At 60.5% G+C, this 15,014-nt stretch carries 12 protein-coding genes and 1 pseudogene; 7 read left to right on the top strand and 6 right to left on the bottom strand.

The features are described from left to right. Positions 1-2: 2 nt before the first annotated feature. From AC1DXW_RS18300 to AC1DXW_RS18290, 3 genes are read left to right on the top strand one after another with little or no spacing between them, the layout of a single operon-like run. Positions 3-1,445 carry a PIG-L deacetylase family protein gene (locus AC1DXW_RS18300; RefSeq protein ID WP_477760293.1) on the top strand — a complete coding sequence of 481 codons (1,443 nt, stop codon included), beginning with the start codon at positions 3-5 and terminating at the stop codon, positions 1,443-1,445. Beyond that, entirely contained in the window at positions 1,442-2,596 is a 1,155-nt protein-coding gene (locus AC1DXW_RS18295; RefSeq protein ID WP_477753616.1) for a glycosyltransferase family 4 protein, read from the top strand. The genes AC1DXW_RS18300 and AC1DXW_RS18295 overlap by 4 nt, the downstream gene beginning before the upstream one ends. Further along, positions 2,593-3,477: a glycosyltransferase gene (locus tag AC1DXW_RS18290; protein WP_477753615.1), complete on the top strand. Its 885-nt coding sequence runs from the start codon at positions 2,593-2,595 to the stop codon at positions 3,475-3,477. The genes AC1DXW_RS18295 and AC1DXW_RS18290 overlap by 4 nt, the downstream gene beginning before the upstream one ends. 65 nt (positions 3,478-3,542) lie before the next feature. Here AC1DXW_RS18290 and AC1DXW_RS18285 read toward each other — a convergent pair whose 3' ends face one another. Both AC1DXW_RS18285 and AC1DXW_RS18280 read right to left on the bottom strand, forming a co-directional pair. Then, entirely contained in the window at positions 3,543-4,766 is a 1,224-nt protein-coding gene (locus tag AC1DXW_RS18285) for an acyltransferase family protein (protein ID WP_477753614.1), read from the bottom strand. Continuing rightward, entirely contained in the window at positions 4,766-6,628 is a 1,863-nt protein-coding gene (locus tag AC1DXW_RS18280) for an O-antigen ligase family protein (RefSeq protein WP_477760292.1), read from the bottom strand. The genes AC1DXW_RS18285 and AC1DXW_RS18280 overlap by 1 nt, the downstream gene beginning before the upstream one ends. 154 nt (positions 6,629-6,782) lie before the next feature. Here AC1DXW_RS18280 and msbA point away from each other — a divergent pair, with 154 nt between their 5' ends. From msbA to hldE, 3 genes and pseudogenes are all read left to right on the top strand, one after another. Then, positions 6,783-8,585, top strand: coding sequence for a lipid A export permease/ATP-binding protein MsbA (gene msbA, locus AC1DXW_RS18275; protein WP_477753927.1), 1,803 nt, complete (start codon positions 6,783-6,785; stop codon positions 8,583-8,585). A 104-nt stretch (positions 8,586-8,689) separates the two neighbouring features. Continuing rightward, positions 8,690-8,875 (top strand): annotated as a pseudogene (locus tag AC1DXW_RS18270) (adenylyl-sulfate kinase); the annotation flags it as partial. Positions 8,876-8,956: 81 nt separating this feature from the next. Further along, positions 8,957-10,378, top strand: coding sequence for a bifunctional D-glycero-beta-D-manno-heptose-7-phosphate kinase/D-glycero-beta-D-manno-heptose 1-phosphate adenylyltransferase HldE (hldE, locus tag AC1DXW_RS18265; protein WP_477753926.1), 1,422 nt, complete (start codon positions 8,957-8,959; stop codon positions 10,376-10,378). Positions 10,379-10,487: 109 nt separating this feature from the next. Here hldE and AC1DXW_RS18260 read toward each other — a convergent pair whose 3' ends face one another. From AC1DXW_RS18260 to AC1DXW_RS18245, 4 genes are all read right to left on the bottom strand, one after another. Beyond that, positions 10,488-11,456 (bottom strand): metal ABC transporter ATPase, encoded by a 969-nt coding sequence (locus tag AC1DXW_RS18260; protein ID WP_477760291.1) that lies wholly within the window; start codon positions 11,454-11,456, stop codon positions 10,488-10,490. Between the two features lie 32 nt (positions 11,457-11,488). Beyond that, complete coding sequence (locus AC1DXW_RS18255; RefSeq protein ID WP_477760290.1) at positions 11,489-12,301, bottom strand: aldo/keto reductase; 813 nt, start codon at positions 12,299-12,301, stop codon at positions 11,489-11,491. Further along, positions 12,298-13,473, bottom strand: a complete 1,176-nt coding sequence (locus AC1DXW_RS18250; protein WP_477753923.1) for an NAD(P)/FAD-dependent oxidoreductase — start codon at positions 13,471-13,473, stop codon at positions 12,298-12,300. Before AC1DXW_RS18250 ends, AC1DXW_RS18255 begins: the two co-directional genes overlap by 4 nt. Positions 13,474-13,674: 201 nt before the next feature. Beyond that, positions 13,675-14,007, bottom strand: a complete 333-nt coding sequence (locus AC1DXW_RS18245; protein ID WP_007977444.1) for a DMT family transporter — start codon at positions 14,005-14,007, stop codon at positions 13,675-13,677. A 103-nt stretch (positions 14,008-14,110) separates the two neighbouring features. Here AC1DXW_RS18245 and AC1DXW_RS18240 point away from each other — a divergent pair, with 103 nt between their 5' ends. After that, entirely contained in the window at positions 14,111-15,013 is a 903-nt protein-coding gene (locus tag AC1DXW_RS18240; protein WP_477753922.1) for a LysR family transcriptional regulator, read from the top strand. The last annotated feature ends 1 nt before the right edge of the window (position 15,014 follow it).

Here is a 15,014-nt window from a genome sequence, read left to right as displayed (position 1 = left end):
CCATGAGCCGCAAACAGCAACTGCTCAAGCGCCATCGGCGCAATAAACGCATAGGCCTGTTGATTGCACTGGCGTTGTTGATCGTCATCGGTGTTCTGGTGGCCTGGTGGTTGCCGCTGGTGCTGGCGGTTCTGGGCTGGATTGCCCACGAAGCCTGGTTTGCCGACCATCTGTTCTACTCAGCGAAAGACGATTACCAGTACAGCTTTCCCCCGTACACGCCACAACCCAAGGTGCACCTGAGCGGTGAACATTTGCGGCTGGACGAGGGCGTGATGCTGGTCGACGACGCGACGCTGGTGCTGGCCCTGCGGGTAAAGAGCACCTGGCTGGGACGATTTATCGATCCGGTGGTGGAGTTGGCGGGTGGCGAAAACCCTGACCGACAAACCTTCGAACGGGGCGTGAACGGCCTGCGTTACCTCAATCTCAGTGGTCAGGCTCAGGCGTTGTCGCGCGGTGACCTGCGCTTGCGCGGGCGCTTCTGTCGCGTGTTTGGTGAGCCCGTGCTGTGGGCGTTCGAACATCCGGATTACCGGCGTCAGCGGGTGATGGTCATCGCCCCCCACGCCGATGACGCCGAGCTGGCGGCCTACGGTTTGTACAGCCAGGCCGACGAAACCTGGATCGTCACGCTGACAGCGGGTGAAATCGAAGCCGAACACTATCAGCAGATGGGCCTGAACAAGGTCGATGCGGCCCGCTTGAAAGGCCGTCTGCGCACCTGGGACAGCATCGCCGTGCCACGTTGGGCCGGTGTGCCCGAGGCTCACTGTGTGCAACTGGGTTACTTCTGTCTGCAACTGGCGAACATGCAGGCCGCGCCTGCCGTGGCGGCGGGATCGCGGGAGGCGGATATGAGCGACACCCGGCTGTTCCGCCGGTTGAATCCTTTCGCGCTGCCTGGCGATGCCGATGGCGCGCCGACCTGGAACAATCTTCTGGCGGATCTGCGTGAGTTGCTGCTGCGGGCCCGGCCCGAGGTCATCGTCCTGCCGCATCCGACCCTCGATCCGCATCCCGATCATGTCTGCGCCCAGGCGGCAGTCCTCGAAGCCTTGCAAGGCCTGGACTGGCAGCCGGCCACGCTATTGGGCTATGCCAACCACCTGCACGACAACGACCGCTGGCCGATGGGCGATACCGGTGATGGCATCGCCTTGCCGCCTGCCTTCGATTCGGCCCGGCCGATGCAGCCTTATTGCCTGCCGATGCCGCTGGAGCAACAGCGAGACAAAGCCATGGCGTTGGGCATGATGCACGACCTGCAACCGGCGATGCCGTTCAAGCGTCGCTTGCGTCGGCTGATCCAACGGTTGTTGGCCGGCCGCTTGCTGCCCACCTATGGCCAGAACGAATTCTTTCGCAAGGCAGTCCGGCGCCACGAGCTTTTGTGGTCCCTCAAGCACACACCAGGCAATGTTTCTCAGCGGGGAGAGTTATGAGTCAGCGGTCAAAGGTCCTGCAGCTGCAGCCTGACTACAACGTCAAAGCCCATGATTTCGCCGACCTCGCGGAGCAAATCGTCAAGGCCCTGCCCAGTGATCGCTATGAAGTGACCGCCGCGTTTCTGCGTGGCAAACCCGGGCCGGGCGAAGCGGTGAGCCGAGCCGACCGTTCGGTGTACTTCGAGTTTTCCGACAAGTCCCTCAAGGGCATGCGCCTGCGGGCCATGTGGCAGCTGTACAAGTTCTGCCGCCGGGAAAAATTCGATGTGGTGATCTGCAACCGCTTCAAACCGGTGAACATGATGCTGGCGCTCAACCGCTGGTTGAAAGTGTCGTTGTGCATTGGCATTTCCCACGGCTTTGGCGAGTACGACCGCTTTTACCGTCGCCGCCAGACCCAGCGCCTGATTGATCGTCACTGGCGCTTCGTTGGCGTGTCGCCTGCAGTGAAACAGTATCTGCTGGACTGTGACTGTGGCTTCACCGACCAGAATACCTACGCCATCACCAACGCCATCGACATCGAGCAAGCCGAAGGTCTGCAACACAGTCGTGAAAAGGCCCGTGAACTGTTGGGCATCGATCCGTCGGTGCGGTTGATCGGTGCGTTGGGGCGACTGGTGCCGGTCAAGGGCCATATCTATTTGCTGCAGGCCTTTGCCGCGCTCAAGGACAAATACCCGAATACCCAACTGGCGATCATCGGTGCCGGCCGCGAAGAGTCGCGCCTGGCCGCGGAAATCGACCGCCTCGGTCTCAGCGGTCGTGCCCATTTGCTGGGGTTCAAGGAAATCGCCCTGCAGTACATTCGCGCTTTCGATATCTGGACCATGCCCTCCCTGGCCGAAGGCCTCGGGCTGGCGCTGCTTGAAGGCATGAGCGGGCATTTGCCGGTGATTGCCTCGAACGTGCCGGCCATGTTGCCGCTCATCGAGGGCGCCGGTGGCCTGGCGATTACACCGAAGGATGTGCCGACGCTGCAGGCGGCGCTGGACACCTACCTCGGGCTGTCGGATGACGAGCTCAAGGCCAAGGGTGAGCAGGCCTTCCGTTATCTGCAGCAACACCATGACATCGAGGAGTTCCGTCGGGAATACCTCAATCTGATCGACTCCGGCCTGGAACAGGCCCGCAAGGAACAGCCATGAACGACGCGCAACCCATCGTCACGGTCATCATCGCGTCGTATAACCATGCCCCTTACATCGAGGAAAGCATTCTCAGCGTCCTCAACCAGACCTATCAGAACATCGAGTTGCTGGTGGTCGACGATGGCTCGAAAGATGACAGCGTCGAGCGGATCAAGGCGCTGCAGGTCATCCATGGTTTCGATTTCCGGGTGCAGGAAAACCAGGGGCTGACCAACACCCTCAATGGTGCGATTGCCCGGGCCAAGGGCAGCCTGATCGTGCCGTTCGGTTCGGATGACATCATGCTGCCGGAGCGAATCGCCACCCAGGTCGCTCATATGGACGGCAAACCCGAGGTCGGCATTTGCGCCGGCAACATCGAACTGATCGATGCCGACGGCAATCTCTACCCCGAGAAGCGCCAGCGCCGGGATGTGCCGTTCCGTCGCCTGGACTTCGATGACATGTTCCTGGAGCGCAAGCCCTATCCACCGGCACCCACGCTGATGATTCGTCGCGAAGCTCTGGACAAGGTGGGCGGTTTCGACCCGACCATTCGCCTGGAAGACTTGCTGATCGAGTTGAAGGTGACCCATGCCGGTTACTTCATCGACGGTCTGAATGTGTTGATGGCGCGTTATCGCAAGCACGCCACCAACTCCTACAAGAACCACCGCTTCATGATCGACAGCATCCTGCGCACCTACGCGCTCTTCAGCGATCACCCGCTGTATGACGAGGTGCGCTACAAGTTTCTCAATTCCATGTTCCTCAAGACCGCCAATCGTGATCGCAAGCTGGCGCGGGAGTTGCTGGCGCAGATTCCGTTCAAGGCCTGGAGCAAGAAAACCTGGCGTGGGTTGGGCCGGATGTATTTCTCACGGTTGGAGAAAGACTGAGCCATAGGCTGGATTCAAGGGGGGTGGACGACGTGGCATTGTTCGCGGTGACATGCCTCGATTGCTCAACGTTGTTGAACCGTCTCCTCCAAAAGTTCTTTCCTCGGTTTCCTGTTCTGGCGTAACCAGTGCAGGGTTTTCTTGCCGGCATTGATACCGGGCTTTTCGATGTGCAGGTAGGTCAGGCTGCTGATGATGATCAGCAGGCAACTGCACACGGCCAGCAACGGCAGGAAGACCCACACTTCCCTGGCGTCAAGATGCAATACCGGCGGCAGTCGCTGCACCAGTATCCAGAGCACGAAACCGTGCAGCAAATACGTGCTGTAGCTGATTTCCCCTAGCCAGCGAATGCTGCGTGGTCTCAGGGCGCCGAACAAGGTGTTGCCGGACGCCACAATCACAAAAAACAGTGAAAGCAGCAGCAGCGCTCCCGGATTGAATGCCCGGTTGAACGCCGTAAAGGCGATCGCCAATGCGAGCAGGGCGATGATGCCCGCCAGCGGAGAGAGGCTCCAGGCGACCCATTGTGGACGGCGAACCCAGTACGCCGCAGCGATGCCACCGAGGAAACTGGCCAGGTAGTGCTTCTTCAGCGAGTGTTCCCAGCCGACCACCTGGTACAGGGTGTAGATGCCGATCAGGCACAGCACTGTCTGCATCCAGCCGCCGCGATAAATGAACACCATGGCGGCCAGTGGCAGGGCCAGGTAGAAAAACACTTCATACCCCAGCGTCCAGGTGACGTTGGAGATCAGCATGCCGGTCTGGTGGTACTGGTTGACGTCTGGCCGGTCGAAGATCAGCCAGGCCAGGGTCTGGCCAATGAGCTGGGTGCCGGAGTCCTTGAGTTCCCAGTCCTGCAAATAGAACACACAGACAAACACGGTCAACATCAGCGGCAGGTAGAGCGGGTAGAGGCGAAATAGCCGAGATACCGCAAATGCCAGCCAGTCGTGTTGCCGCCCGTGGGTGAGCAAGCGGTCCCAGAACAGAAAGCTGGTGATCATGAAAAAGAGGGCGACGCTACCCTGGCCGAGCTGCGAGTAGAAGTTGCTCGGCGGAAAATCGATCACGCCGGTTTGCAGAAAGATCCAGGTAATGATCGAGTGGTGCACGAACACGCCGAAGGCCAGATACCCGCGTAAGCCGTCGATGCCGGCAAAGCGGCTTTCGCCGCAATGCTCCAGCTGTCGGGTGAATCTCGGCACGCGGTGCAACAGTAGCGCAGCGGTCGCGATGGCGAGCAGGTAGGCCATCATCGCGATAAGGGGGTTGGTTTCTATCATCAGTGAGCCTGGGCCGAAGGACTCCCGGCCAGCACGTGTCTGTGCAAATTATCCACGTCGGCTTTCGAAGCCGCCGCGGCGTATCCCTGCAGCAGCGCTTCGAAGTGATCCTCGAACAGCCAGTGCCGATCTGATGCGTAGCGTTGCATGTGGCGCAGATTACGCCGCCGCAGCGAAGGGCTCAACGATGAAGGGTAAATTCGCAGGTCGGCCAGGTCGATCAGGCCGAACTCGCCGTCCTCCAGCACCAGCACATTGCCCAGGTGCAGGGAGCGGAAGTAGACCCCTTGCTGATGCAGTTGGGCCATGAATTTGCCGAAGCGCTCCACCAGTGCCTGGCGCACCGCCGGGGCGGTGATGCCTTGCAGGATCTGGCGCAGCGTGTTGCCCGGCAAGGGAGAGTAGTGCACAGCGGTGCTGCCGTCTTCGAACCGGTAGAGGTCGAGGATGTGCGGTGTCGGGATGCCCATGCTGCGCAGTTGCACGCTGTTGACGGCAAAACGATCGGAGTAGGGCGTGAAACTGCCCGAGGTGTACCAGCGGCGACGGCGGAACAGCTTGAGAAAGCTGCCATCGGTCAGGCGCAGGACTTTGGGGCCCAAACCATCTTCTTCGATGACCCGGGCATCGACAGTCAGCTGTTGCAGGGCGCTTGGCGTCGCGGTCTTGATTGGCATGTCCAGCAGGCGCCTGGCCCGTTGATTGATGCTCAACGCGGCAATCAGTGCCAACGGGATCCACAGCAGGAACCAGTGCTCCTTGGGGCGAGAGATAATCCCGCCACCTTCGGTCAGGCCTGCACCGATACCGAAGGCCAGCCAGGCGGAGGCAATGATAAACAGCGGTTGCACGCGATGGCGCCGGCTGCTGATGAAGCTCCACGCAAGGAAGAACAGCCATGGCAGCAGGCCGATAATGCCGACGTAGTAGAGCACGCCCAGGGCGAAGCTATGGGGCTCCTGAAGGAGGTAGCCGGCGCCGGGGTCCAGGCTCAGTCCGGCGTTGTAGCCGTGCCCGATCCATGGATGTTCAGCGATCCTGTCCAGGGCCAATTGCCAGAGTTCGATACGGAAGGAACTGCCTCTTTCGAAGATCTTGTCCGCGAACAACGCGAAAGTCGCCGTTCCTGCAATGAGCATGGAACCAAGCATGAAGACCGGGCGTCGATTCCAGCAGATGTAACACAGCCACAGCGCAGCCAGCGTCAGTGCAACCAGTGGGGTCCTGGAGCCGGTGGCCAGGACGGCGGCGAACATGATCGCCATCGCCGGTATGCTCAACCAAAGTACCTGGTGTCGCTTGCAGGTCATGCTCAGGCTCAGCCAGTAGGTACAGAAAAAGCCGAAAACGTGGGAGCTGAGCAGTGGATTGTCGAACGCACCTACTCCGATCAGGCGCATTTCCGGTTGGTAGATCAGACCGAACCTGTACAGGTTGTAGACAGTGGCGACCAGCGCCACAATCGCGGCGCAGAACAGCAGGGGCTGAATGATTTCGCTGCGATAGCGCACCAGCAGGTAGCAGCCAACGAACAGAAACAGGGTATGCAATGGCGGTTTGAACTGACCAAAGTCGATGTCGTTGCCTGGCCCCCAGCACAGGCTGAGCAGTGCCCACGCCAGAAACAACAGGGCTGCAATGACGATCGGTTCGTGCAGCAGTTCTTTGCTGAGCCGCGGACGCAGGCACAGCGCAATCAGTGCCGGAATGCTGAACAGGCCATAGTAAAGCTTGTGATGCACACTGCGCCCTGGCAGGAAAAACAGTGCACAAAGCAGCAATAAATAACCGAGCGGAAGGATCCACAAGCAAATGAAATCGAAGATTCTATTGGACGTGCTGTTCAACGCGTTTAATTGCATGCTGAGTAACTTATTCCTGAATTGAGCGAGCGTACCAAGGCAGGGACATTTGGTGGCTATTTGACGCGCCACAATACACAGACTGTATGCGATTGCCAGAACCCTGGGGAAGCTGTGCTAAAGTCAGCGTCCTTTTTATCGACAATCGCGTGATATGACCGACTCCAGTCTCTGCGCAAGCCCATCGAGCTTGAAAATCTACTTCCGTCTGCTCGGCTATGTCCGGCCGTACATCAGCCTGTTCCTGATCAGCATCGTCGGTTTTCTGATTTTCGCTTCTACACAGCCAATGCTGGGCTACATCCTCAAGTACTTCGTCGACGGTCTGTCCAACCCTGAAGCGGCGCTGTTTCCAACCGTGCCCTACCTGCGGGATCTGCAACTGCTGCAGGCGGTGCCGTTGTTGATCATCCTGATCGCTGCGTGGCAGGGATTGGGGTCGTACCTGGGCAACTACTTCCTGGCCAAGGTTTCCCTGGGCCTGGTCCATGACTTGCGGGTGCAGTTGTTCAACAACCTGCTGGTGTTGCCAAACCGGTATTTCGACAAGCATAACTCGGGGCACCTGATTTCACGTATCACCTTCAACGTGACCATGGTCACGGGGGCGGCAACGGATGCGATCAAGGTCGTAATTCGTGAAGGCATGACGGTGATCTTCCTGTTTGCCTCGCTATTGTTCATGAACTGGCGCCTGACGCTGGTCATGGTCGCCATCCTGCCGCTGATCGCCATCATGGTGCGCACCGCCAGCAAGAAATTCCGCAAGCAGAGCAAGAAAATCCAGCTGGCCATGGGGGACGTGACGCATGTGGCGTCCGAAACGATCCAGGGTTATCGCGTGGTGCGCAGCTTCGGCGGTGAAAAGTACGAAGAGAAACGCTTCTTCGACGCCAGCCAGGGCAACACCGACAAGCAATTGCGCATGACCCGCACCGGCGCCATCTACACGCCGCTACTGCAATTGGTGATCTACACCGCCATGGCCGTGCTGATGTTCCTGGTGCTGTTCCTGCGTGGCGATGCGTCCGCCGGCGACATGGTGGCCTACATCACCCTGGCCGGCCTGCTGCCCAAGCCGATTCGCCAGCTGTCCGAAGTCAGCTCGACCATCCAGAAGGGTGTGGCCGGTGCCGAAAGTATCTTTGAACAACTGGATGTCGAACCTGAAGTCGATACCGGCACCGTCGAGCGTGACGTCGTCAGCGGTCGCCTGGACGTGCGCAACCTCAGCTTTACGTACCCTGACACCGAGCGTCAGGTGCTCAATGACATCAGTTTCTCGGTCGAGCCCGGGCAAATGGTGGCGCTGGTGGGACGTTCGGGCAGCGGCAAGTCGACCCTGGCCAACCTGATTCCGCGTTTCTATCACCACGACAAGGGCGAAATCCTCATCGATGGCGTCGAAGTGGAACAGTACAAACTGTTGAACCTGCGTCAGCATATCGCCCAGGTGACCCAGCACGTGACCCTGTTCAGCGACACCGTGGCCAACAACATCGCCTATGGCGACCTGGCTGGCGCACCCCGTGAAGACATTGAAAAGGCGGCCAAGGATGCCTATGCAATGGACTTCATTGCTCAGTTGCCTGAAGGCCTGGACACCCAGGTTGGGGAAAACGGTGTGCTGCTGTCCGGTGGTCAGCGCCAGCGCCTGGCGATTGCCCGGGCATTGTTGAAGAATGCTCCGCTGCTGATTCTCGACGAGGCGACTTCGGCACTCGATACCGAGTCCGAGCGGCATATTCAGGCAGCCCTGGATCAGGTCATGAAAGGTCGCACCACGCTGGTGATCGCTCACCGCTTGTCGACCATCGAGAAGGCCGACCTGATCCTGGTCATGGATCAGGGGAAAATCGTCGAGCGCGGCACCCATGATCAACTGCTGGCGCAAAACGGCTACTACTCGCGCCTCAACGCGATGGGCCTCGACGCCCCGGCCGAAGACATCGCCTGACCGCGAAAGGGCGAGCCTGGCTCGCCCTTTCGCGCACCCGACGTGCAACGCGTCCGGTGATTTGTATCCAGACCTTTACGCTTCTTGACCAAGCCGGAATTCATCCCATGGGTTTGTATCGGGCTGCCCGGGAAGGCCGGATCAAGGATTTCACCGGCATCGACAGTCCCTACGAGGTGCCGCTGCATGCGGAGTGTGATATCGATACGCAGGCGATGGAAATGAGCGACGCGTGCCGTCGTCTGGCGTTTTTTTTGCTCAAAAAACGAGCAATAAAGCCCGGCGAATAATCCGGTTGCAGCCACCGCACAAGCCGACACCAACCCTGTGTTAATATCGCGCCCCTGTTCATTCTGTATGTGGGTTGCACCATGAAGTTGTCCATGCCGCGATTCGATCAAGCCCCCGTCTTGGTGGTCGGCGATGTCATGCTCGACCGTTACTGGCATGGTGGTACCTCACGGATTTCTCCTGAGGCGCCGGTGCCGGTGGTCAAGGTCGATCACATCGAGGACCGTCCGGGCGGCGCTGCCAACGTTGCCTTGAACATTGCCGCCCTGGGGGCCCCGGCCTCGCTGGTCGGTGTAACCGGCGACGATGAAGCCGCCAACAGCCTGGTCAACAGCCTCAAGGGCGCCGGCGTGCGGGCCATCTTCCAGCGCATTGCGCACCAGCCGACCATCGTCAAGCTGCGGGTCATGAGCCGTCACCAGCAATTGCTGCGTATCGACTTCGAAGAACCCTTCGCCACTGACGCGCTGGCGCTGGCCGTGCAGGTCGATGAGTTACTCGAAGGCATCAAGGTGCTGGTGCTGTCCGACTACGGCAAAGGCGCGCTGAAAAACCATCAGGCGCTGATCCAGGCCGCCCGTGCCCGTGGCATTCCGGTGCTGGCCGATCCCAAGGGCAAGGATTTCTCGATCTACCGCGGTGCGAGCCTGATCACGCCGAATCTCAACGAATTCGAAACCATCGTCGGTGGTTGCGCCGATGAGCACGAATTGGTGAGCAAGGGCGCGCAGTTGATGCACGACCTGGACCTCGGTGCCTTGCTGGTGACACGTGGCGAGCACGGCATGACCTTGTTGCGTCCGGATCACCCGGCGCTGCACTTGCCGGCCCGTGCCCGTGAAGTGTTCGACGTGACCGGTGCCGGCGATACGGTGATATCCACTCTGGCGGCCGCGATGGCCGCTGGCGAAGAACTGCCTCACGCGGTGGCTCTGGCCAATCTGGCGGCCGGTATCGTGGTCGGCAAACTCGGTACGGCGGCCATCAGTGCGCCGGAACTGCGTCGTGCGATTCAGCGTGAGGAAGGTTCCGAGCGTGGAGTGCTGGGCCTTGAGCAGCTGTTGCTGGCGGTCGACGATGCCCGCGCGCACAACGAGCGGATCGTGTTCACCAACGGTTGCTTCGACATCCTGCACGCCGGTCACGTGACCTATCTGGAACAGGCACGGGCCCAGGGCGATCGCCTGATCGTCGCGATCAACGACGATGCATCGGTCAGCCGCCTGAAAGGGCCGGGCCGTCCGATCAACAGTGTCGACCGGCGCATGGCGGTACTGGCCGGTCTGGGTGCGGTGGACTGGGTCATCAGTTTCTCGGAAGGCACTCCGGAAAACCTGCTGAGCGCGGTCAAGCCGGACGTGCTGGTCAAGGGCGGCGACTATGGGATCGACCAGGTGGTCGGCGCGGACATCGTGACGGCCTACGGCGGTACCGTGAAAGTGCTGGGGCTGGTGGAAAACAGCTCGACCACGGCGATTGTCGAGAAGATCCGCAAGTCGTAGGAGCTGGCGTAGCCTGCGATCTTTTCCGGTAGCCTGGGGATCGTAAAATCAAAAGATCGCAGCCTGCGGCAGCTCCTGCATGGAGTACGCAGGCTGCGATCTTTTGCGTTTAAGAGCTTACCTTTTTACGCGGCACGATTTTCTTCAGCAGCAATTTGGCCTTGCCGCGCAACCGCGCCAGGCCTGAATCCTTCCCTGGCGGGGTCAGACCCTGCTGCCTCACCCAGTCCTTCCAGCGAATTCGCTCGTCGCGAACCAGCCAGCCTTCCTGTTGGGCGAAACTCTCGGCCAGGTATAGTCCGCGCGTGCTGGCCGGGTACAGCTGATCCTTTTTCAAGGTGTAGAGCTCAGCCATCGGGTGGCCGTCCTGCAAGGGCATCAAGTACAGATCGGGGCGCTTGCGGTCGAGGCGGGCGACGAGTTGATCGCCTTCCAGTCTTTCATCGACATGGAACAGGCTCAGGGATTTGGCTTCCCTGGGAACGTCCAGGCGCAAGTCGTAAATCAGTTGCAGTGACGCCGTTGGCAAATGCACGTAAGCCCGCGGGCGCTCTATCAGCATCAGGTTGGCGCAACGTACCGGCCGCGCCGAGCCGGACAGTGGCGACAAGCGAAACGGCAGGGCTTCACGGTAATGCAGGGCGGCCGAGTAGGGCGTCGGCAGCCAGGTGTCATTGAACCGCCCACCGAGCCAGCCTTCCGGAGTTTCCAGCAGACATTCTTCGGCAATTTCCTGGATCGCCGTGTGCAAGGGCAGGTTCAGCTCATGGGCCGGCACGTAGCCGGAGATCAGCTTGAGCACCACATCGCCACGGTCCTGCCGGCGTTGGCGCACCAGCACCCAATAATCGCGATTCTGCCAATGCAGGGTCAGGCGCACCGAAACCCCGAGGTTGGCCAGCTCCAGGGCAAACCGTTCGCTGTCGCCGACCGTCACCGGCCGACGACGTTGCAGGGTCTGGGAGAAATTCAGCGGCCTGCCGACGCTCTGATAAGTCAGGCCTTCGGGGGTCGCTTCGACGAATAACGGCAGGGTCTTGAAGTTGCTCGGGTTCTTTCTGATGAGCGTACGCGACATGTCGGCTCCTGCTTAAGGCCGCGTGGGCGGCGTCAGTGGCTACGTAGGACCTGGGCAACGGTCGCGACATTGTGGGCGAGGTGCAGCGGATTGATGGTCCCGACAATAGCACTGGCAACACCCGGATGTTCAAACAACAATTCGAAACTGGCGCGCACCGGATCCACGCCCGGACTCAGGCAGACATGACCACTGGCGAGGGCTTTTTTGACCAGAATGGCTTTGCCGTGTGCAGCAGCATAGTCAATGACGGCCTTCTCGTTTTGTTCGTTCAGATTGTAGGTGACCATCGCGCAGTCGCCTTGCTCCAGTGCCTTCAGGCCACCGTCGACGGTTTTGCCGGAAAAGCCGAAACCGCGAATCTTGCCTTCGGCCTTGAGCGCGGCGAGGGTCTCGTAGACTTCGCAGTCATTGAGGATCGCCAGGTCGTTACCATCGGAGTGCACCAGCACCAGGTCGATGAAGTCCGTTTCAAGACGTTGCAGGCTGCGTTCCACCGACATTCGAGTGTGTGCGGCGCTGAAATCGTGACGGGACTGGCCGTTGGCAAACTCTTCACCGACCTTGCTGACAATCACCCAATCCTGACGCTGACCGCGCAGCAACGGACCGAGGCGTTCTTCGCTGCGACCATAGGCCGGGGCGGTGTCGATCAGGTTTATGCCCAGGTCGCGGGTGAGTTTGAGCAGCATGCGCGCTTCAACGTCATCGGGAATCCGGAAGCCGTTGGGGTACTTCACCCCTTGGTCGCGGCCCAGTTTCACCGTGCCCAGGCCCAAGGGTGAAACCATCAGGCCGGTACTGCCCAGCGGGCGATGCCGGTCGTGCAGGGTCGGTTGGCTCATGGCAGCAGTTGCTCCCAGGCCGGTACGCCCATCGGCGGCTTCGGCAGTTCAGGCAATGCTGCCGGGTGGCTTGGCTGGATACCGTCGCGGGTCAGGCTGGCGATCACGCGGTCGGCGAAGTCCGGCGCCAGGGCGAGCTTGGTCGGCCAGCCCACCAGCAGGCGGCCTTCCTCGGCCACAAAGGCGTTGTCGGGACGCGTCAGGCCTGATTGCAGCGGTTCGGCGCGATCCACGCGCAAGGTCGCCCATTGCACCGTGCTCAGGTCGATCCATGGCAGCAATTGGCCGAGTTCTTTCTGTGCGGTGGCGATCTGTTCGGCGGGCTCACGGGCCACGCCTTCAGATTCCGCGATATCGCCGCCCAGGTACCAGACCCATTGGCCATCCGCCGCCGGGTGCGTGGTCACGGTGATACGCGGTTTGGTGCCGCCACCCAGGCAATGGGCGTAAAGCGGTTTGAGGCTCGGCCCCTTGGCGATGATCATGTGCAACGGACGGCGCTGCATGGCGGGCTGGCTCAGACCCAGTGCTTCAAGCAATGCCGCCGTCCCGGCACCGGCGCTCAGGACGATGCGCTGGGCACGGATTTCGCGCTCATCCACCTTCAGGCCGACCAGCACGCCACCTTCCAGCAACGGCTCGATTCTCTGCCCGGCGAGCAAACCATCTCCCGCCAGATCGGCCAGGCGCTGGATCAGGCTCGGCACATCGACCACCAGTTCCGCCAGGCGATAGACCTTGCCCTTGAAGCGCTTGTCTTGCAGGGCTGGCGGCAATTGCTCGCCCTTGACCTGATCGACGCGACCGCGCACGGCCTTGCTGGCAAAGAAACTGGTGAGGTTGCCGGCAAGGGTGCCGGGGGACCACAAGTAATGGGCTTCGGACAGCAGGCGCACGCCGGACAGATCCAGCTCGCCATTCCCTGCCAATGCTTCACGCCAACGGCGCGGCATGTCGGCGATGGCTTCCGAGGCGCCAGTCAAGGCGCCATGCAGCGCGTATTTGGCGCCGCCGTGGATGATGCCCTGGGACTTCACACTCTGCCCGCCGCCGAGGCTGGCACTTTCCACCAGCACGGTCGAAAAACCCTGGCGGCGCAGGCGCGCGTTCAGCCAGAGGCCGGCGACACCAGCGCCGACAATCAGAACGTCGGTGGAAATAACGGATGGCATGCAGCGACCTCTGTGTTCAAGACGAGGGCGCAGTATACAGACTCGAAGATTGGAGGGGCTGACGCCAGTACTCTCGAGCCAACGAGTAACCCTGTGGGAGCGAGCTTGCTCGCGATGGCGGCATGGCATTCAGCATCAATGTTGACTGAACAACCGCTATCGCGAGCAAGCTCGCTCCCACAGGGGATTGCGTTTCAAATGTTAGTGACCCGCAGTTTTGGAGAACAGTTGGATGACCACGACGCCCAGCACAATCAACGCCATCCCCAGCATCGCCGGCACGTCCAGCTTCTGCCCATAGATAAACAGCGCTGCAACGCTGACCATCACGATCCCCATGCCGGCCCACACGGCGTACGCCACGCCCACCGGAACGCTACGCACCACCAGGGTCAGCATCCAGAAGGCAATGCCGTAGCCGAGGATGACCAGCACCAGCGGCAGTGGGGTGCTGAGGCCCTTGACGGCTTTCATCGAAACAGTGGCAATCACTTCGGCGCAGATGGCAATGGCCAGGTAGTAGTAAGCGGTCATGGGTCAATCCTCGTGTGAAGTGTTGCTCTCTGAGGTCGGCATTCTAGTGATTCGCCAGATGCGGTAAAGTCATTACCTATCTGTTTTGAAGATGGGTTGAGTCATGAGCATGCAATGGAATCTGGAGCAGCTGCAGTTGTTTGTCAGCGTAGCGGAGCAGCGTTCGTTTTCTGCCGTGGCGCGGGATCAGCGCAAGGCGCAGTCGGCGGTCAGCAGTTCGATAGCGTTGCTGGAAGAAGACCTGGGTGTCAGCCTGTTCGACCGTAGCAGCGGGCGTCAACCGAAGCTCACTGAAGCCGGTACCGCTTTGCTGGACGAAGCGCGGGAGGTGTTGCGCCAGTGCGAACGGCTAAACGGGCGGGCATTGGCGATGATGCGCGGCCAGGAGGCACGACTGCGTGTGGCGCAGGATGAAGCGATGCCTTATCAGCCGATCATCGAAAGCTTCGAGGCCCTGGCGGACAAATTCCCCAGTCTTGAAGTGCAACTGACCAGCGCCGCCCAAGGCGAAGTCGCGCGCAAGCTGGTGGAGCGGCGTGCCGATCTTGGGCTGCTGTTCTTTCACGATCAGATTCCCGAGGCACTTGAACGGCGGGTGCTGGGCAGCGTGGAAATGGTCACGGTGTGCGGCAAGGATCATCCGTTGGCGCGTAAAGGCGCAGTGGACAGCCAACAATTGGCGCAACATCGGCAGTTGCTGATGTCCACGGAGTCGAGCATTTATCCCGGCAGTGATCCCGCCAGCCCGCAAGTCTGGCGCGCCGACAGTTTCTATGTGATGGCCGAATGGCTGGTGCGTGGCCTCGGCTGGGCCTGGTTGCCACGCCACGTGGTGCAGTACCCGACTTATCAGAATCAGATGGTCGAACTGGTCAGCGAATGGACCCCGCCGGCCCTGGTGGTGGAGCTGGTATGGCGCCGGGATGAGCCGCTCGGTCCGGCCGCGCGCTGGCTCGCCGAACGTTTTGCCGTGCACTTGCAGACGATTGGCGAAAAAAGCCGATAAA

The sequence above is a fragment of the Pseudomonas sp. P4_C4 genome (assembly GCF_056402055.1).
The sequence above is the reverse complement of the archived record's forward strand: the minus strand, read 5'-3'. Positions and strand labels throughout refer to the sequence as shown.